Below are 18,803 nucleotides of genomic sequence, written 5' to 3'. Positions count from 1 at the left end.
ACCAGGTCGAGCTGCTCGCGGACCTTCTCCTGGCCGATGAACTCGTCCAGGTCCCTGGGACGCAGGGCGGCCTCGACGGCCTGGTCCTCCCCGTCGGCGACCGACCCCACCAGCCGCTCGGCGGCAGTGGGGTCGGTCGTGTCGTCCCAGTTCACTGAAAGTCTCCTAGCCGGGTGGGGCGGGGCGGTACGAGGGATGCGGGGCTTACGGGGAGGGGAGGGCGGTACGGGCTAGCGGGCACGGTTCAGCGTCTGCAGGGCCGCCTTCAACAGCGCGCCCACCCGGGGTGTGCCCTCGGCAGCCTCGGCCTGGGGGGCGACGGCGGCGACGGCCTCGTCGGCCTCGCGCGTCGTGTAGCCGAGGCCGATCAGGGCGGCGTGCAGTTGGTCGCGCCAGCCCGCGGCGACGGGGCTCGCGGCGGTCGCCGCGCCCACCGGTGCGCCGAGGCGGTCCTTCAGCTCCAGGAGCAGCTTCTGGGCGCCCTTCTTGCCGATTCCGGGGACGGCGGTGAGCGCCTTCTCGTCGGCGGTCGCGACGGCCCGGCGCAGCGCGTCCGGGGTGTGCACGGCCAGCATGGCCTGGGCGAGGCGGGGGCCGACGCCGCTGGCGGTCTGCAGCAGTTCGAAGGTCTGCCGCTCGTCGTCGTCCGCGAAGCCGTAGAGGGTGAGCGAGTCCTCGCGTACGACGAGGGAGGTGGCGAGCCGGGCGGTCTGGCCGAGGCGCAGCGTGGACAGCGTGTTCGGCGTGCACTGGACGGCCATGCCGACGCCGCCGACCTCGACGACCGCGGCGTCGGGTGCGAGTGCGGCGACCATTCCGCTGACGAAGGCAATCATGCGGTGCGCCCCTTCGATGGGTCGGGCGATGGGATCGGTGAGGGGATCGGTGCTGTGGGTGTTCTCGGGCCGGACGCCTTCGAGGCGGCCGTGCGCCCGGTGGTCGTGCGCGGGGCGGTGCGTGAGGCATGCAGGGCGGCGGCCTGCTGGAGCCGGTTCTGCGCGGGGGCCCGCCAGATGTGGCAGATGGCGAGGGCTAGGGCATCTGCCGCGTCGGCGGGCTTCGGGGGCGCGTCGAGCCGCAGCAGACGGATGACCATCGCACCGACCTGGGCCTTGTCCGCGCGCCCGGAACCGGTCACGGCGGCCTTGACCTCGCTGGGGGTGTGCAGGGCGACGGGGATCCCTCGGCGGGAGGCGCACAGCAGGGCGACGGCGCTCGCCTGGGCGGTGCCCATCACCGTCCGGACGTTGTGCTGGCTGAAGACGCGCTCGACGGCGACGAACTCCGGCCGGTACTCGTCCAGCCACTGCTCGAGGCCCTGCTCGACGGCGACGAGACGGTGACCGAGGTCGGCGTCGGTGGGCGTGCGCACGACACCCACACCGAGCATGGTCAGCGGTCGCCCGGCGACCCCTTCGACCACCCCGACACCGCACCTCGTCAGCCCCGGGTCCACCCCCAGTACGCGCACCCTGCACCCTCCCCTCTCTGTGGCTGATCCGCCGCCGCTCCCGCGGACCTGGCTGATCGCCGTCGGGGTTCCCCAATCGATGGTTGCGGTCCGCGGACGGTGATCCTTGACGTACGCCAGGCTATCCGCTGCCACCGACAGGAGCGGCGGGCCGGTGAGGACGTGTCCCCATCGGCCCGCCGGAATCGCCGTGCACGCGGCAGCGCTACGCGTCGACCTTCTCCATGATCTCGTCGCTCACGTCGAAGTTGGCGAAGACATTCTGCACGTCGTCGCTGTCCTCCAGCGCGTCGATCAGTCTGAAGATCTTCTTGGCGCCCTCCTCGTCCAGCTCGACCTGCATGGTCGGGACGAAGTTGGCCTCGGCGGAGTCGTAGTCGATTCCGGCGCCCTGCAGAGCGGTACGGACCTCGACCAGGTCGGTGGCCTCGCTGAGCACCTCGAAGGACTCACCGAGGTCGTTGACCTCCTCGGCGCCCGCGTCCAGGACGGCGGTGAGGACATCGTCCTCGGTCAGCTCGCCCTTGGGTACCATCACGACACCCTTGCGGTGGAACAGGTACGACACCGAGCCCGGGTCAGCCATCGAGCCGCCGTTGCGGGTCATCGCGACGCGCACGTCGGAGGCGGCACGGTTGCGGTTGTCGGTGAGGCACTCGATGAGCACCGCGACACCGTTCGGGCCGTAGCCCTCGTACATGATCGTCTCGTAGTCGGCGCCACCGGCCTCGAGACCGCCGCCGCGCTTGATGGCGGAGTCGATGTTCTTGTTCGGCACCGACTGCTTCTTGGCCTTCTGAACGGCGTCGTAGAGGGTCGGGTTGCCCTCCAGATCGACACCGCCCATACGCGCGGCGACCTCGATGTTCTTGATCAGCTTCGCGAAGAGTTTGCCGCGCTTGGCGTCGATCACGGCCTTCTTGTGCTTCGTCGTGGCCCATTTAGAGTGGCCGGACATCTGCCTGTCTCCTTCGCGTAACCCATCTCTGCAACGAACGCAGGAATCCTACAAGGAAGCGGCCGCCCGGTACCCGCGTGCCATGTCGACGAACAGCCCGTGCACCCGGTGATCGCCCGTCAGTTCCGGATGGAACGACGTGGCCAGCGCGTTTCCCTGGCGGACGGCGACGATGTGGCCGTCGTGCTCGGCGATCACCTCCGCACCGGCACCGACGGACTCGACCCAGGGGGCGCGGATGAAGACCCCGTGCACGGGACCGCCCTCGATGCCCCTGACGTCGACCGCCGCCTCGAACGACTCGTTCTGCCGTCCGAACGCGTTGCGGCGCACGATCATATCGACGCCGCCCACGGTCTCCTGACCGGAGCGCGGGTCGAGGATCTTGTCGGCGAGCAGGATCATCCCGGCGCAGGTGCCGTAGACCGGCATGCCGCCTTGCACGCGTGCGCGCAGGGGCTCCATCAGGCCGAACAGGACGGCCAGCTTGGAGATGGTGGTGGACTCCCCGCCGGGGAGGACGAGGCCGTCGACCTCGGCGAGTTCCTCCGGGCGCCGCACCGGCCTGGCGACGGCGTCGGCCGCGGCCAGGGCGACGAGGTGCTCCCGTACGTCGCCCTGGAGGGCCAGGACACCGATGACGATGTCGCTCATGCCCGGGGCCTACCAGCCGCGGTTGGCGTAGCGCTCGGTCTCGGGGAGGGTGTCGCAGTTGATGCCGACCATGGCTTCGCCGAGGTTGCGGGACGCGTCCGCGATCGCCTTGGGGTCGTCGTGGAAGGTGGTCGCCCTGACGATGGCGGCGGCCCGCTTGGCCGGGTCGCCGGACTTGAAGATGCCGGAGCCGACGAAGACGCCCTCGGCCCCGAGCTGACGCATCAGGGCGGCGTCGGCGGGAGTGGCGACACCACCGGCGGAGAACAGCACGACCGGCAGCTTGCCCAGCTCGGCGACCTCCTTGACCAGCTCGTACGGGGCGCGCAGCTCCTTGGCGGCGGCGTACAGCTCGTGGTTGTCGAAGCCGCGCAGCCGGGCGATCTCGTTCTTGATCTGGCGCAGGTGGCGCACGGCCTCGACGACGTTGCCGGTGCCGGCCTCGCCCTTGGAGCGGATCATCGCGGCGCCCTCTGCGATACGGCGCAGGGCCTCGCCGAGGTTGGTGGCACCGCAGACGAAGGGGGTGGTGAACGACCACTTGTCGGAGTGGTTGACCTCGTCGGCCGGGGTGAGGACCTCGGACTCGTCGATGTAGTCGACGCCGAGCGACTGCAGCACCTGCGCCTCGACGAAGTGGCCGATGCGGGACTTGGCCATCACCGGGATGGAGACGGCCGCGAGGATGCCCTCGATCATGTCCGGGTCGGACATACGGGCCACGCCGCCGTCCTTGCGGATGTCGGCGGGGACGCGCTCCAATGCCATGACGGCGACGGCGCCCGCGTCCTCGGCGATCTTCGCCTGCTCCGGCGTGACGACGTCCATGATCACGCCGCCCTTGAGCTGCTCGGCCATCCCTCGCTTGACGCGGGCGGTGCCGGTCTCGGGACCCTGGTTTTCGGAAAGCGTGCTGGACACGAGTGACCTCACTGATGGCGAAAAGGGGGTTTCTGCACCACTGAGGAAACGTGAACGGACCAGTCCACAGCAAGAGCCAATGGAGAGGCGGTGGATCGTTTTGGGCGGAGCTCCCGGTCGCCCTCCCGGCGAGTGCCGCCGGTGAGCGCCGCCGGTCAGGCCGCGCGTTCGATCAGGGCGGCCGGGGGTTCGTCGTCCATTTCGAACGCCATCGGGAACGGCGCGTGTCCCGCCAGCCGGAACCAGCGCACCTTGCGGTGCCGGCGCAGGGCGCGTGCGGCTCGTACGGCGTCGTTGTGGAAGCGGCGGGCCATGGGCACCCTGCGGACGGCCTCGGCGAGTTCCAGGGCCGCGTCCTCTCCCCCGGGCACCTCCCTGACCGCGTCCACCTGCTGCGACTCGGCGAAAACGGCCCGCAGCGCCTGGCTCAGTTCACTCTCGGCGACCTCCCGCTGCTCCTCCACCGTCTGCCGTGCGGCATGCGCGGCCTCGTAGAGCACGATCGAGGCGGCGGGATCGAGCACCCCTGACGTGGCCAGTTCCTGGGCCACGGAGGCGCGGCGCAGCAACTGCGCGTCCAGTGCGGCGCGGGCGGCGTCGATCCGGGCGTGCAGCCGGTCCAGCCGCCCCGCCGTCCAGCTCAGGTAGAGGCCGATCGCGACGAGGGCGACAAGGATCCAGATCAGGGTTGCGGTCACGGGCGGCAAGGCTACCGGGGCGCCGCGCCGGCCCGGCCGAGTGCCCGGGGCGCCCCGGGTGCCGACGCCCTCGCTCGTCGCCGTTCACCGGAGGTCCGGGCTGTCATGGCCGGGCCCGGCCGAACAGCCGCCCTCAGTCCCTCGCCGACCCGAAGCGCGACCACAGCCTCGTTGTCCGCTCGTCGGCCGCCACCGCCGCCGCTCCGGCGGTCACCGTCTCGTAGACGGACATGATGTCCGCGCCGACGGTCGACCAGTCGAAGCGGCGGACGTGGGCGCTGCCCCGCTCGCGCAGCTTCGCGCGTCGCTCCGGGTCCCCCAGGAGGCGCGCCGCCGCCTCGGCGAGCGCGTCGGCGTCCTCGTTGGGGAACAGCTCGCCGGCCGCCCCCTGGTCGAGCACCTGGGCGAAGGCGTCCAGATCGGAGGCGAGCACCGGCGCCCCGGCGGACATCGCCTCGACCAGGATGATGCCGAAGCTCTCGCCGCCGGTGTTGGGCGCCACGTACAGGTCGACGCTGCGCAGGAAACGGGCCTTGTCCTCGTCGCTGACCATGCCGAGGAACTCGACCCGGGAACGGAGTTCGGCGGGCAGGCTCTGCACCGCCTCCTTCTCGTCGCCGCGCCCCGCGACCAGCAGCCGCGTCTGCGGGCGGGCGGCGAGGATCTTCGGCAGGGCGCGCATCAGCACCGGCAGGCCCTTGCGGGGCTCGTCGATGCGGCCGATGAAGCCGATCGTGCCGCCCTGCCACGCGGGCTCGGGCTCGGCACGGGCGAAGAAGTCGACGTCCACCCCGTTCGGGATCACCACCGCGTCGCCGCCGAGGTGTTCGACGAGCGTGCGGCGGGCGTACTCGCTCACCGCGATCCGTGCGCTGATCTTCTCCAGCGCCGCCTGCAGGATGGAGTACGCGGCGACCATGGCCCTGGAGCGCGGGTTGGACGTGTGGAAGGTGGCGACGATGGGTCCCTGGGCCGCCCAGCAGGCCAGCAGGCCGAGCGAGGGCGAGGTCGGCTCGTGGATGTGGATCACGTCGAAGGCACCCTCGTGGAGCCAGCGCCGCACCCGGGCCGCCGACAGGAAGCCGAAGTTCAGCCGGGCCACCGAGCCGTTGTACGGCACCGGCACCGCGCGGCCGGCCGAGACGACGTACGGCGGCAGTGGGGTCTCGTCGTCGGCCGGGGCGAGGACGGACACCTCGTGGCCGAGGCGGATGAAGTACTCGGCCAGATCACGGATGTGGAACTGGACTCCGCCCGGTACGTCCCAGGAGTACGGGCAGACGATGCCGATCCTCACAGGGTCCCCTCCCGGGCGTCCTGCTCGGGGTCCCGCGCGGGATCGAGATCCTTGAGCCACAAGCGCTGCAGCATGTGCCAGTCCTCCGGGTGGTCGGCGATCCCCGTGGCGAAGGCGTCGGCCAGCGCCTGTGTCATGGCAGACGTCTTCTCTGCCCGCGTACCTGACTCGGGCACCGAAACCGCTGGATGGACCCGGCCCCGCATCACGGGCGAGTCGTCGTACCAGAGCGTCGCCGGCAGCAGCAGCGCCCCGGTCTGCTGGGCGAGCAGGGCGGGGCCGGCCGGCATCCGCGCGGTCTCGCCGAAGAACTCGACCTCCACGCCGGAGGCCGACAGATCACGGTCGGCGACCAGGCAGACCAGTCCCCCGTCGCGCAGCCGCCGGGCCAGCGTGCCGAACGCGCTGCCGCCGCTGTGCGGGAGCACCTCCATGCCCAGGCCCTCGCGGTAGGCGACGAAGCGGTCGTACACCGTCTCCGGCTTCAGGCGCTCGGCGACGGTGGTGAACGGGATGCCCAGCCCGGTGGTGGCCCAGGCGCCCGCGAGATCCCAGTTGGCGAGGTGCGGCAGCGCGAGGACGACGCCCTTGCCGGCCGCCATGCCGTCGGTCAGGCGGTGGACGTCCTTGACGTCGATGCCGTTCGCTATGCGCTCCGGGCTCCAGGCGGGCAGCCGGAAGGACTCCATCCAGTACCGCAGGTACGAACGCATGCCCGCGCGGGACAGTTCGGCGAGCCGCTCGGGGCTCGCGCCGGGTACCACACGCGCGTAGTTGCTCTCCAGCCGCAGCACGCCCCGGCCGCGCCGCTTCCAGGCGATGTCGGCGATGGTCCGGCCGAGCCGCACGGCGACGGGTTCGGGGAGCTTCTTGACGGTGGCCCAGCCGGCGCCGTACAGAGCGTCGCTCAGGCGGTCCTGCACGCTCACTTCGCGGCCCCGCTCCCGCGGGCCTCCTGCTCCCCGGCGGCCTCCTGCTCCTCCGCGGCCTCCGCGGCCTCCGCTTCGGCGGACTCCCGGCGCACCGTGACGACCCGCTGGATCAGCGTGATCAGGCTGCCGACGGCGACGATCCACAGGGCGACCGGCAGCAGGTACTGGATGCCGGGCACGCCGAACGCGTGCAGGCCCGCCAGGCCGGCCGCGACCAGGGAGATGACGAGCCGCTCGGCCCGCTCGATCAGCCCGTTCACGGCCACCGGCAGTCCGATCGACTCGCCGCGCGCCTTGGTGTACGACACCACCTGGCCGCTGGCCAGGCAGAAGATCGACACGGCGCACAGGACGATGTCGTCGCCTCCGCCCGCGTACCACAGGGCGAAGCCGCCGAAGACCGCCCCGTCGGCGACCCGGTCGAGGGTGGAGTCGAGGAAGGCTCCCCAGCGGCTGGAGCGGCCCAGCTGGCGGGCCATGTTGCCGTCGACGAGGTCGGAGAACACGAACAGCGTGATCACGACCGTGCCCCAGAAGAACTCGCCCATGGGGTAGAAGACCAGCGCGCCCGCGACCACACCGGCGGTGCCGATGAGCGTGACCGTGTCCGGGCTGACCCCCCGCCGGATGAGAAACGCGGCGAACGGTGTGAGGACACGCGTGAAGAATGCACGCGCGTACTTGTTCAGCATGGCCTTCCCGACGGTCGGTGTGGCCGTGTGGCCCCACTGGCCACCGGCTGGCCCATCGTAGTCACGCACGCGGGTGACCGACGGCCGGGCACCCGAGGACCGGTACGGGGACCGCCGTCCCATGGATCCGCGGACCCGACAGGGCCGAAAGCAAAGCCACGGCCGGGGCCGGGGCCGGCGTCGGGACGCCCGGAGGCACGATCGGGCAGCGCCGGAAGGCGGGATCGCGTCCTTCGTATGGACGCACCGTGACGGGAGTGGAAAGCTCGAAGGACCGCGGGCGTCGTCGGAGCCGTCACCGCTCGGGGTGCCCCCGGGGCCGGCCTCGGGGAGGATCCGCGAGTCCGCGCCCACAGTGACCTCACCGTGCACGGGAGGCAGGACCATGGGCGACAAGGCGCACACACATCCCGGAGCCGCCGGAAGGGCACAGGCGGCCGACCACCCCACGTCCGTACGGAATGTGGTGCTGGTCGGCCACTCCGGATCGGGCAAGACGACCTTGGTGGAGGCTCTCGCACTGACCACGGGAGCCGTGAACCGGGCGGGCCGAGTGGAGGACGGCGGCACCGTCTCCGACTACGACGACATCGAGCACCGGCAGCAGCGCTCGGTACAGCTCTCCCTGGTGCCCCTCGCATGGGACGGCATCAAGATCAACCTGTTGGACACCCCCGGATACGCCGACTTCGTCGGTGAACTCAGGGCCGGTCTGCGAGCGGCGGACGCGGCCCTTTTCGTCGTCTCGGCCTCCGACGGGGTGGACGGCTCGACCCGCATGGTGTGGGACGAGTGCGCGGCCGTCGGCATGCCGCGGGCCATCGTCGTCACGCACCTGGAGGCGGCACGCGCGGACTTCACCGAGATGACGCGCGTGTGCGCCCAGACGTTCGGCGGGGACGACCCCGACGCCGTACTGCCGCTGTACCTGCCGCTGCACGGTCCGGAGGGACCCGACGGGCACGCGCCCGTGACGGGCCTGATCGGGCTGCTGACCCAGAAGTTGTTCGACTACTCGTCCGGCGAGCGCGGGGAGCACGAGCCCGACCCGGACCGGCTGCCGCTGATCGAGGCGGCCCGCAACCGGCTGATCGAGGGGATCATCGCGGAGAGCGAGGACGAAACCCTCATGGACCGCTACCTCGGCGGCGAGCCGTGCGATGTCAAGACCCTGATCGAGGACCTGGAGAAGGCCGTCGCGCGCGGGGTGTTCTTCCCCGTCCTCCCCGCCGCCCCCGCGGCCGAGGGCGCCCGCCAGGGCCTCGGCACGGTCGAACTGCTGGGGCTGATCACCGGCGGCTTCCCGACCCCGCTGGAACACGGCACACCGCGGGTGACCACCGTCGACGGCGCACCGCGCGAGCTGAACCCGTGCGACCCCGACGCCCCGCTGGTCGCGGAGGTCGTCAAGACGTCGTCCGACCCGTACGTCGGGCGGCTCTCGCTGATCCGGCTGTTCTCCGGCACCCTGCGCGCCGACCAGACGGTGCACGTCTCGGGGCACGGGCTGGCCGACCGGGGCCACGAGGACCACGACGTCGACGAACGGATCGGCGCCCTGTCCACACCGTTCGGCAAGCAGCAGCGCCCGGTGTCCCACGTCATCGCGGGCGATCTCGCGTGCGTGGCGAAGCTGGGCCGCGCGGAGACCGGGGACACCCTGTCCGCCAAGGACGACCCCCTGCTGATGGAACCCTGGGAGATGCCCGACCCGCTGTTGCCACTGGCCATCCAGGCGCACAGCAAACCGGACGAGGACAGGCTCTCGCAGGGACTGGCCCGCCTCGTCGCCGAGGACCCCACCATGCGCCTGGAGCACAACCAGGACACCCACCAGGTGGTCCTGTGGTGTCTGGGCGAGGCCCACGCGGACGTGGCCCTGGAGCGTCTGCGCAGCCGGTACGGCGTCCAGGTGGACGTCGTGGCCCACCGGGTGCCGCTGCGCGAGACGTTCGGTGACAGGGCCTCCGGGCGCGGACGGCACGTCAAGCAGTCCGGCGGGCACGGGCAGTTCGCGATCTGCGAGATCGACGTGGAGCCGCTGCCGGGCGGTTCGGGCATCGAGTTCGTGGACAAGGTCGTCGGCGGCGCGGTGCCGCGGCAGTTCATCCCGTCCGTCGAGAAGGGCGTACGGGCCCAGGCCGCCAAGGGACTCGCGGCCGGCCACCCGCTGATCGACGTACGGGTGACGCTGAGGGACGGCAAGGCGCACTCGGTGGACTCCTCCGACGCGGCCTTCCAGACGGCCGGCGCGCTGGCGCTGCGGGAGGCGGCCGCGGACGCGCGGATCAATCTCCTGGAACCGGTGGCCGAGGTGAATGTCCTGGTCGGTGACGACTACGTGGGCCCGGTGATGAGCGATCTGTCCGGCCGACGCGGCCGGGTGCTCGGAACCGAGCAGTCGGCGGGCGGCCGCACCCTCATCAGGGCCGAGGTCCCGGAGATCGAGATCGGCCGGTACAGCGTCGATCTGCGGTCGCTCTCGCACGGCACCGCGCGCTTCAGCCGCCGGTACGTGCGGCACGAGCCGATGCCGGCGCAGGTCGCCGAACGGGTCCGGGAGGAGGCACTCAGCGCCTGACGGCGGACGGCGGCACGTGCCTCCTCATGGCCACGGCTCGGGATTCGGTGCGCGGGCGCCCTCGGGACAGTCCCGGCAGCCCCGCGGGCGCCCGCGCACCACCATGCCCGGCCATGCGCCCGGAAGCGGCAGAACGCGCCCCGAGTGGCCGCACTTCGTGCCGGTAGGCGGCTTTCGGCCGTCCACCGACGGACGCCGGTGGCTGCGGATACTCTGAAGACCAGTTCAACAGGTGTGCGCGGCAAGGAAGTCGGGAAGGCCGCAAGACGACAGTTGCGGCGAACGGGGGCGGGAATGACCGTTGAAGGCGGTTACGCGGATTTCTTCGGCCCGCAGGTGCCACGCACCGGCGACGAGGGGCAGACCCCGACGTTCGCGCTGGCCTCGGCCGCCTACCGGGACAACGAGGCCGACGAGATACTCAAGGCCAACAGCGAGTGGCACAAGTCGTCCGTCGACAAGCCCCGGATCGCACTGTTCCGGCCGAATCTGGGCGAGGCGTTCTCCCGGGCGGTCATCGACCGGATGCTGGGTTCCGGGCGGGCACCGCTCATCCAGTCCTTCGGCACCCAGCCGCAGGTTGTCGTCGAGCACAGCCTCGCGGCACACCGCATCCGCAGGGAGCGGGACAACTGGCTCAGTGCCGTGATGGTGCTGTGCGGCCTGCTGTTCCTGCCCGGACTGCTGATCTGGCTGCTGGTCTTCCAGATCCGCACCACCATCGCCAGGCGCGAGGACAAGCGGGCCGGCGCGCTCGCCACCACGCTGCTGGTCGCGATGGGGCTCCTCGCCGTGGTCTTCCTGCTCCGGATGCCCTTCGACGGATTCTGGGGCTGGTACGCGCGCGCTTGTGTCGTCGCCCCGGTGATCGGCTGGTTCTGGGCCAAGCGGATCTGTGAGCGCACGGCACGGGACCTCAGAGAGCGCTGGAGCAGCCTCCTCTCCGGCGGCAGCGTGGGCGCCAAGGTGCCCGAGGCGGTGCCGAGCAGCCCGGGCGAGACGGCCGCCGAGGAGCTGCGTCAGTCGCTGGCCCGGCTCACCGCCGAGCAGCAGTCCAACTCCGTGTTCTACGCCGGGCCCAAGGGGATACTCGGCATGGGCACGCGCTGGGGCAGCTGGCAGCTCGCCGAGGAGCTGCTCCCGATCGACCCGGACCGGGAGATCAACCCGTTCCGCAGCTGGGACGTCATCAAGGCCGTCCACGACCGGCTGCGCATGCTGGAGCGCGGCCCGCTGCACACCGGAGGCTTTCCCAAACCGACGGTGCGGCACTGGATCGTCACCCCGATCGGGGAGAACGCGGACGCGGTGTCCCGGCCCGACGGCACCGACGTCGAGGCGTACCGGATCAAGCCGCACGCCATACAGGAGATCTGCAACAACCAGCAGTTCGGCGCGGGCGACCGGCACTACCTGGGCGTGCAGTGGACCCTGTGGGACGGCCAGTTGGTCATCACCATGCTGATCACGGTGACGGTGCTGCACGAGACGCTGCGCATCGAGGTCACCGGGCATGCCCTGGGCCCGGTGCACTCCCTGTTCACGAGCAAGCCGGCGGCCAAGGAGAAGAAGGTCCAGAAGTCGGTCAGGTTCTGGGAGACCCGGACGGTGAAACTCCCGCTGGTCGCCACCGACGAGGTGGTGCGCCTGGCCGCCCGGGCGCCGCTGACCTGGTATCCGCCGCTGCTCTACTGGCTGGGCGGCAAGCTCTCGCTGCCCGAGCCCTTCGGCCTGCGGCACGCCTGGGCGGACAAGCCGTGGCGGCACCGCTTCATGGCCGACGACGCGCTGCGCGCGGCCACGCCGGTCCTTCGGGCGGTGCACTCGGCGGCGATCAAGGTGCTGAAGGAGAACGGCGTGGACACGGAGAAGTTCGGTGCCCGCTCGGCGGGCCTGAGCGGTGCCATCCAGGACGCGGCGCCCAAGAAGGCCGACGTGTACGACGCGTAGGCCTCCGGCCGTGGGCGGGGCAGTCGCCGAGGCTGTTGTCCCGCCCCTCGCCGAACGGGCGGATCACGCCGTGGGCCAGGCCTCCGCGAGCATCTTGCGGGTGTCGCCCAGCAGTTGCGGCAGTACCTTCGTGTGGCCGACGACGGGCATGAAATTGGTGTCGCCGCCCCAGCGGGGTACGACGTGCTGGTGCAGGTGCGCGGCGATGCCGGCGCCCGCCACAGTGCCCTGATTCATCCCGATGTTGAAGCCGTGCGCGCCGGATGCGGTGCGCAGAGCGATCATCGCGCGCTTGGTGAACTCGGCGAGCTCCGCGGTCTCCGCCGTCGTGAGATCCGTGTAGTCGGCGACGTGGCGGTACGGCACGGCCATCAGGTGGCCGCCGGTGTACGGGTACAGATTGAGCACCGTGTAAACCAGCTCGCCACGCTTGATGATCAACCCGTCCTCGTCGGACTTGGCCGGGATGGAGCAGAAGGGACAGCCGTCGTCGGCGCCCGGGCCGCTCGGCTTGTTCTCGCCCTGGATGTAGGCCATCCGGTGGGGCGTCCACAGACGCTGGAACGCGTCCTGCGTGCCCACTCCGATCTGCTGCTCCGGCTCACTCGTCATACGTGCAGCATATGGCGTCGGGCGATGGGCCGGGACAGGCCCCCGGGATCTCTCCCGGGGGCCTGAAGCCCCGTGTCGGCGGGGAGCAGGTGGTCGGCAGGTGCGGACCACGGCAGAGGCCGGGACCATCCCCGCTCAGGCGGGGAGCACATCAGACCTGGGCCCGGCGCTCCACCACGTCAACGATCTCGGCGATCGCTTCGTCACGGGCAATGCCGTTCTTCTGCGACCCGTCGCGATAGCGGAACGACACCGTGCCCGCATTCATGTCGTCGTCGCCGACGATCACCATGAACGGCACCTTCTGCTTCTGGGCGTTCCTGATCTTCTTCTGCATGCGGTCCGCGGAGGAGTCCACCTCGACCCGCAGGCCCTGCTTCTTCGCGTCGGCGGCGAACTTCTCCAGGTACTCCACGTGGGCGTCGCCCACCGGGATGCCCACCGCCTGCACCGGCGCCAGCCACGCCGGGAAGGCGCCCGCGTAGTGCTCCAGCATCACCGCGAAGAACCGCTCGATCGAGCCGAACAGCGCACGGTGGATCATGACCGGGCGGGTCTTGGAGCCGTCCGCGGCCGTGTACTCCAGGTCGAAGCGCTCCGGCAGGTTGAAGTCGAGCTGGATGGTCGACATCTGCCAGGTGCGGCCGATCGCGTCCTTGGTCTGCACGGAGATCTTCGGGCCGTAGAAGGCGGCGCCGCCCGGGTCCGGGACCAGCGGCAGGCCCTGCTTCTCGGCGACCTGGCGCAGTGTCTCGGTGGCCTCTTCCCAGGCCTCGTCGGTTCCGACGAACTTCTCCGGATCCTTGGTGGACAGCTCCAGGTAGAAGTCGGTCAGGCCGTAGTCGCGCAGCAGGTTCAGGACGAAGGTGAGGGTCTTGTCGAGCTCCTCGGACATCTGCTCGCGGGTGCAGTAGATGTGCGCGTCGTCCTGGGTGAAGCCGCGGGCCCGGGTCAGACCGTGCACGACGCCCGACTTCTCGTAACGGTAGACCGTGCCGAACTCGAAGAGCCTCAAGGGCAGTTCACGGTACGACCGGCCGCGCGCGTCGAAGATCAGGTTGTGCATCGGGCAGTTCATGGGCTTGAGGTAGTAGTCCACGCCCTCGTCGAGCTGCATGGGCGGGTACATGCCGTCGGCGTACCAGTCCAGGTGGCCCGAGGTCTCGAAGAGCTTCCCCTTCGTCGCGTGCGGGGTGTAGACGAACTCGTAACCGGCCTCCTCGTGCTTGCGCCGCGAGTAGTCCTCCATGACCCGGCGGATGATGCCGCCCTTGGGGTGGAAGACGGCGAGGCCGGAGCCGATCTGCTCCGGGATGGAGAACAGGTCGAGCTCGCTGCCGAGCTTGCGGTGGTCGCGCTTCTCGGCCTCGGCGAGGAACTCCAGGTGCGCCTTCAGCTGGTCCTTGGACGGCCAGGCGGTGCCGTAGATGCGCTGGAGCATCGGGTTCTTCTCGCTGCCGCGCCAGTAGGCGGCGGCGTTGCGCATCAGCTTGAACGCCGGGATGTTCCGGGTGGTCGGCAGATGCGGGCCGCGGCAGAGATCCCGCCAGCACAGCTCGCCCGTCTTGGCGTCGAGGTTGTCGTAGATCGTCAGCTCGCCGGCGCCGACCTCGACGTCCGCGCCGTCGTCGTGCGACGCGGAGCCCTTGAGGCCGATCAGCTCGAGCTTGTACGGCTCGTCGGCGAGTTCCTCGCGGGCGGCGTCGTCGGTCACCACGCGGCGCGAGAAACGCTGGCCGCGCTTCTGGATCTCCTGCATGCGCTTCTCGACGGCCTTGAGATCTTCGGGCGTGAACGGCTTCTCGACGTCGAAGTCGTAGTAGAAGCCGTCCTTGACCGGCGGGCCGATGCCCAGCTTGGCCTCGGGGAACAGCTCCTGCACGGCCTGGGCCATGACGTGCGCGGTGGAGTGGCGCAGGATGTCGAGGCCGTCCGGGGAGGAGATCTCGACGGCTTCGACGGTGTCGCCGTCGCTGACCTCGTGGGCGAGGTCCTTGAGCTCACCGGCCACACGCGCGGCGACGACCGAGCGTTCGCCGGCGAAGAGCTCGGCGGCCGTGGTGCCCGTCGTCACCACGCGTTCTTCCCGCTCGGAATCGCGTTGGATGATCACACGGACGTCTGACACCGGTCTCTCCTGACTGAAGGCTGGGCCGCGGCGCCATACCTGAGCGCACGCATGAATGCGATCGTACCGACCCGGACCGGTGCGGGGCGAAATCATTGCCCGTGGCCGTATCCGCCGCCGTCCCCGCCCGCATCCCTCGTGCCGTCCCGGTGATCGCCGTCGGCGCCGCATGCCTCTTCGAAGAGGACCGCGGTTTTCGCGACGCGGTGGCGTCGCCGGAGGTCGCCCGCGCAGCGGGCCGCCGCTTCGCGCTCCGTCCGGAGCGTCTGCCCCCGGCGAGCTCCCCACTCCGCAGGCGGTGTGGCACGCGGGTCGGGTCCGGGGTCTTCAGGCCGGTTCGCCCGCAGCGGCACCCCGGGAGCCGGTCGGCCCGGCCCCGCTCCCGAACTGGAGGCGGCCGCGTGGGTGTTCCTTCCGGGCATGCGGCCCTGAACACGAAGAAGCCGGTCCGCCACAGGCGGACCGGCTTTCCCGGTGGGCGATACTGGGTTCGAACCAGTGACCTCTTCGGTGTGAACGAAGCGCTCTCCCACTGAGCTAATCGCCCGGGAACGGACTGAACAATACAGGGCCGGTCGGGCTTGGTTCAAACCGCTTGGAGGTGCGCTGCCAGCCCGCGCCGCCCGGAGCGCATCATCAGGGCGTGGTTCGCGTGGAAGAGGGGGCGGCCGGGCACGGCGAGGCAGCGCAGCAGGGGTGTGCGGACGTCGACCTCCTGGTCGTAGCGGGCGAGTGTGCCGCCGGGGCCGACGGGGGTGACGGTCCAGCGGGCCCAGCCGTCGAGGTCCCCGGACAGGCGCGCTTCGAGGACTCCGGCCGAGGAATCGCGCCGGGTCTCCCGCATGGCCGTCATCAGGTCGAAGGGCAGTACGGAGCGGATCCGGACGACCCCGCCGGTGGCGTCGAGCCGGGTCACCTCACGCACCTGCGGCCACCAGCGGGGATAGTCCTCGATGCGCTCCAGGGCTCGGTACACCGGTCCGGCGGGCGCGGGCAGTCTCCACAGACTGCGGAAGCGGTAATGGTTCCGGTCCATGGAGGGAGTGTGCCCGCCCGCGCCCGGGGCGTACGGTCTCCTGCCGCCTCTTAGAGCCCCGAACAAAAGGGGAGTCCGATCAGCTCGCGGCGTCTGGTGCGTGCGATCGCAAGGCGCCGGAAGGTCCTCGTAGCGGAGCTACCAGGGCCTTTCGGCAACGCGGCGGGGGGTCCCCCCTGCTCGAAGAGCTTGGGGGAGTGCGTGCCAGGCGCCGCGAGCCGGGCGCCCATTTTGTTCGGGGCTCTTACGGCATCCGGTGTCCCAGCAGGGCGAGGTTCTCGATGGCGGCGAGGCCGTAGAGCGCGGTGTCGTTGGTGGACACCCAGGTGGCCTCGCTGCCGGCGACCAGGGCGGTCGGTCCGGTCACCTTCTCGGTCTTCCAGGGGGCGGACTCCTGGTAGCCGTCGGAGTGGTAGAACTTCTCCCACGCCCGGTCGGCGAGCTGGTCGTCGCCGGTCTGCACGGCGGCGTAGGCGTCCAGGCGGGAATGGCCCTGGAAGAGGATCAGGCTGCCGAAGTTCGAGCCGTAGCGGGCCGCCTGCTGCGCCTTGGTGGCGTTGAAGTAGCGGCAGTAGTCGTAGTACGCCTCGTTGAAGGCCGGCATGTCGACCAGGTCGATGAGTTCGGCGCACAGTTCGTTCAGGCCGAAGACGGCCGACAAGTGGGAGACCTCGACCACGGGTTCCTCGGCTATCGCGAACTTCCCGGTGTCCAGGTCGTACAGTCCGGTGCCCTGGACGAATCCGTTGGGCTGGGCGGCGATGGTCTCCATGGTGGACAGGACGCGCGCCTTTGCCTTCTCCCATTTCGGGCCCCGGCGTTCCCATTCGGTGAGCCAGGCCGAGACCAGGCCGCTCCAGTCGGTGCCGAAGCCGACGGACAGGGCGTGCCGGTCGGGGGTGTACGGCTCGGTGCGGATCTTGCGGATGGGGTCGAGGACGAGGAAGGTCTCGTCGGAGTCGACGGTGGCGTGCATGAGGTCGCCGACGCGTTCGTCGGCGGTGAGGAAGTAGTAGTAGCGCCGGTAGGTGGTGTTGGCGATGCGCTGCTGCTTGGCGCTGTCGGCCCAGTGCTGGACGCCGTGCCGGGTGCCGAGGCCGGCCCACTTGCCCAGGTGGTAGACGTCGACCTCGCCGGTGTGCCGGGTCATCGCCTCGGCGAAGCGGAAGATGTCGGCGCGGCCGGAGCGCAGGTAGGCGTACCAGAGCCAGAGGTCGGGCGAGAGTTCGGAGTTGTCCCAGGCGTAGCCGCCGACGTCGTAGCGCCACTGGTGGCGGGCGGTGTCGTAGGTGTGCATGATGTCGCCGTAGTCCCAGAATCCGTACCAACGGCGCATCTCCACCTGGTCCTTGTAGTAGGTGAAGAGGAAGTCGAGGTGGTCCTCGATCTTTGCCTTGGCCGGGGTGGAGCGGTCGGGCGCGGAGAACAGACCGGGGCCGAACACCTTGGCGCCGATGAGCTGCTTCGGCGGTGCGGCGAGCTGCGGCAGGACGCGGACGGCCTCTATCTGTTCCGCGAGTTTCTCGGCGCTCGGGGTCGACTCGTTGGCCCAGAAGAGGAGTTCGGAGGTGCGGGCGATGCCGTAGGGGGTACCGAACTCGGGCTCGTAGTCCTCATAGGTGATGTTGAGGCCTTCAAGCTGTTCGGGGAAGGTGTCCTGACCCATGCCGTCGTGGTAGAAGCGCAGGTCCATGGGCTGTGCCTCCGGCGACCAGAGCCAGAGGGTGACCTCGGCCGCGTCGGTGTGGGCGTCGCGGATGTCGAGCTGGGCGGGGTGCTTCTCCCAGAAGTCGCGCAGGCCGAAGGAGAGTCCGCCGCTGACTCCGCCGACATAGCCGAAGCCGGAGGCGCGTCGTCCGCCGCCGGCGCCGATCCAGCCGTACCCCTTCTTGGTGCGCTTGCGCAGGGTGAAGCCGTCGGCGGAGAGCTGGGAGAGGGTGTAGTCGCCCCATTCGGGGATGTACTGCAGGCGGGTGGTGACCCGTTGGTCCCAGGTGGCGGGGTCGGGCAGCTTCTCGCCCGCGAACTGGGCGGCCTGCACGGCGGTGCCCGGGTCGCGGCGCAGTCCGGTGATGCCCTTGACGGCCTCGCGCAGCAGTCCTGTCCCCTCGCCGCCGATGCGGATGTGCCGGTCGTAGGACTCGTCGCGCAGGGGCACGGTGAAGCGGACGCCGATGCCGCGGATGAAGTCGCCGCTCGCTCTGCCGGGTTCCTGCGTGCCGTCGTAGGTGATGGTGTGCACCATGCGGAAGGAGTCGGCGCCCGCGTAGAAGTAGAGGCGGATGGAGAAGGGCAGCCAACCGCGGTGGCCCTTACGGTGCTTTCCGTCGACGCGGACGACGGCGCGGACCGGTCCCGCCTGTTCGACGGTGACCTCGTCGATGGCGCCGTCGAAGCGCTCGGTCCTGACGGTGCTCTGGTCGCCGTCTGCGAACTCGGGCTGGCGCAGCAGGACGAGGCGGCCGTTCCTGGCGATCTCGGTGGAGCCGCGGGTGACGGACTTGACGAGGGTGGCGCCGGACTTGGCGATTCTCGCGGCGATGACGCCGGTCGAGACGTCGATGGTGCCACCGCGCTGGTCGACGGTGACCTTCTTCTGCGGTGCCGCGGGGGTGCCGGCGGTCAGGGTGAGCTTGCCGGTGCCGGAACTCACCGCGTGCGCGGTCCACTTGAGGGAGCCGTCCGGCCAGTGGGCGAGCGGCCAGGACTGTACGGGTACGGCCCTGCCGTCGGCGTCGGCCAGCGCGAAGGTCTGGCCGTCCCGGTGGGCCCCCTTGGGCCAGGGCACGCCGACGGTGGATCCGGGTGCCGCGCCGAGGCCGCCGTCCTCGAGCCAGTCCAGGGTCACGGGGTCGTCGCCGGCACTCTCGGCT

At 70.6% G+C, this 18,803-nt stretch carries 15 protein-coding genes, 1 tRNA gene and 1 pseudogene; 2 read left to right on the top strand and 15 right to left on the bottom strand.

The annotated features are described in order from the left end of the window. The 10 genes and pseudogenes from ACFP2V_RS04885 to pgsA all read right to left on the bottom strand — a co-directional run. Positions 1-155: pseudogene (locus ACFP2V_RS04885) on the bottom strand (Holliday junction branch migration DNA helicase RuvB); the annotation flags it as partial. A 75-nt stretch (positions 156-230) separates the two neighbouring features. Next, positions 231-836 (bottom strand): Holliday junction branch migration protein RuvA, encoded by a 606-nt coding sequence (gene ruvA / locus ACFP2V_RS04880; protein WP_381205896.1) that lies wholly within the window; start codon positions 834-836, stop codon positions 231-233. Next, positions 833-1,471, bottom strand: a complete 639-nt coding sequence (ruvC, locus tag ACFP2V_RS04875) for a crossover junction endodeoxyribonuclease RuvC (protein ID WP_381205894.1) — start codon at positions 1,469-1,471, stop codon at positions 833-835. The genes ruvA and ruvC overlap by 4 nt, the downstream gene beginning before the upstream one ends. Positions 1,472-1,676: 205 nt before the next feature. Continuing rightward, entirely contained in the window at positions 1,677-2,429 is a 753-nt protein-coding gene (locus ACFP2V_RS04870) for a YebC/PmpR family DNA-binding transcriptional regulator (RefSeq protein ID WP_381205891.1), read from the bottom strand. Positions 2,430-2,477: 48 nt separating this feature from the next. Beyond that, positions 2,478-3,083: a pyridoxal 5'-phosphate synthase glutaminase subunit PdxT gene (gene pdxT / locus ACFP2V_RS04865; RefSeq protein WP_381205888.1), complete on the bottom strand. Its 606-nt coding sequence runs from the start codon at positions 3,081-3,083 to the stop codon at positions 2,478-2,480. Between the two features lie 9 nt (positions 3,084-3,092). Then, positions 3,093-4,004 carry a pyridoxal 5'-phosphate synthase lyase subunit PdxS gene (gene pdxS / locus ACFP2V_RS04860; protein ID WP_381205885.1) on the bottom strand — a complete coding sequence of 304 codons (912 nt, stop codon included), beginning with the start codon at positions 4,002-4,004 and terminating at the stop codon, positions 3,093-3,095. Positions 4,005-4,159: 155 nt separating this feature from the next. Further along, positions 4,160-4,702 (bottom strand): LemA family protein, encoded by a 543-nt coding sequence (locus tag ACFP2V_RS04855; RefSeq protein ID WP_381205882.1) that lies wholly within the window; start codon positions 4,700-4,702, stop codon positions 4,160-4,162. Between the two features lie 133 nt (positions 4,703-4,835). Beyond that, positions 4,836-5,999, bottom strand: coding sequence for a glycosyltransferase family 4 protein (locus tag ACFP2V_RS04850; RefSeq protein WP_381205879.1), 1,164 nt, complete (start codon positions 5,997-5,999; stop codon positions 4,836-4,838). Continuing rightward, a complete protein-coding gene (locus tag ACFP2V_RS04845; protein ID WP_381205875.1) occupies positions 5,996-6,928 on the bottom strand; it encodes a phosphatidylinositol mannoside acyltransferase in 933 nt (310 codons plus the stop codon). Before ACFP2V_RS04845 ends, ACFP2V_RS04850 begins: the two co-directional genes overlap by 4 nt. Continuing rightward, positions 6,925-7,623 (bottom strand): phosphatidylinositol phosphate synthase, encoded by a 699-nt coding sequence (pgsA, locus tag ACFP2V_RS04840; RefSeq protein WP_381205872.1) that lies wholly within the window; start codon positions 7,621-7,623, stop codon positions 6,925-6,927. The genes ACFP2V_RS04845 and pgsA overlap by 4 nt, the downstream gene beginning before the upstream one ends. Before the next feature lie 385 nt (positions 7,624-8,008). Between pgsA and ACFP2V_RS04835 the strand changes: the two genes are divergently transcribed. Further along, positions 8,009-10,204: an elongation factor G-like protein EF-G2 gene (locus ACFP2V_RS04835; protein WP_381205869.1), complete on the top strand. Its 2,196-nt coding sequence runs from the start codon at positions 8,009-8,011 to the stop codon at positions 10,202-10,204. 294 nt (positions 10,205-10,498) lie between these two features. Continuing rightward, complete coding sequence (locus ACFP2V_RS04830) at positions 10,499-12,154, top strand: hypothetical protein (protein WP_381205866.1); 1,656 nt, start codon at positions 10,499-10,501, stop codon at positions 12,152-12,154. 63 nt (positions 12,155-12,217) lie between these two features. On the opposite strand, the gene ACFP2V_RS04825 is transcribed toward ACFP2V_RS04830, so the two are convergent. The 5 genes from ACFP2V_RS04825 to ACFP2V_RS04805 form a co-directional block, all read right to left on the bottom strand. Beyond that, positions 12,218-12,766: an HIT family protein gene (locus ACFP2V_RS04825; protein WP_381205863.1), complete on the bottom strand. Its 549-nt coding sequence runs from the start codon at positions 12,764-12,766 to the stop codon at positions 12,218-12,220. Positions 12,767-12,917: 151 nt separating this feature from the next. Then, the gene (gene thrS, locus ACFP2V_RS04820) at positions 12,918-14,894 is read right to left on the bottom strand and encodes a threonine--tRNA ligase (RefSeq protein ID WP_381205860.1); all 1,977 of its coding nucleotides are present in this window, start codon (positions 14,892-14,894) and stop codon (positions 12,918-12,920) included. 475 nt (positions 14,895-15,369) lie between these two features. Further along, positions 15,370-15,441, bottom strand: a tRNA-Val gene (locus ACFP2V_RS04815). Positions 15,442-15,480: 39 nt separating this feature from the next. Then, the gene (locus ACFP2V_RS04810) at positions 15,481-15,930 is read right to left on the bottom strand and encodes an SRPBCC family protein (RefSeq protein ID WP_381205857.1); all 450 of its coding nucleotides are present in this window, start codon (positions 15,928-15,930) and stop codon (positions 15,481-15,483) included. Between the two features lie 244 nt (positions 15,931-16,174). Further along, on the bottom strand, positions 16,175-18,803 hold a 2,629-nt coding region (locus tag ACFP2V_RS04805; protein ID WP_381205854.1), incomplete at its 5' end, for an exo-rhamnogalacturonan lyase family protein.

Source organism: Streptomyces incanus (assembly GCF_042656345.1).
Classification (GTDB): domain Bacteria; phylum Actinomycetota; class Actinomycetes; order Streptomycetales; family Streptomycetaceae; genus Streptomyces; species Streptomyces incanus.
The sequence above is the reverse complement of the archived record's forward strand: the minus strand, read 5'-3'. Positions and strand labels throughout refer to the sequence as shown.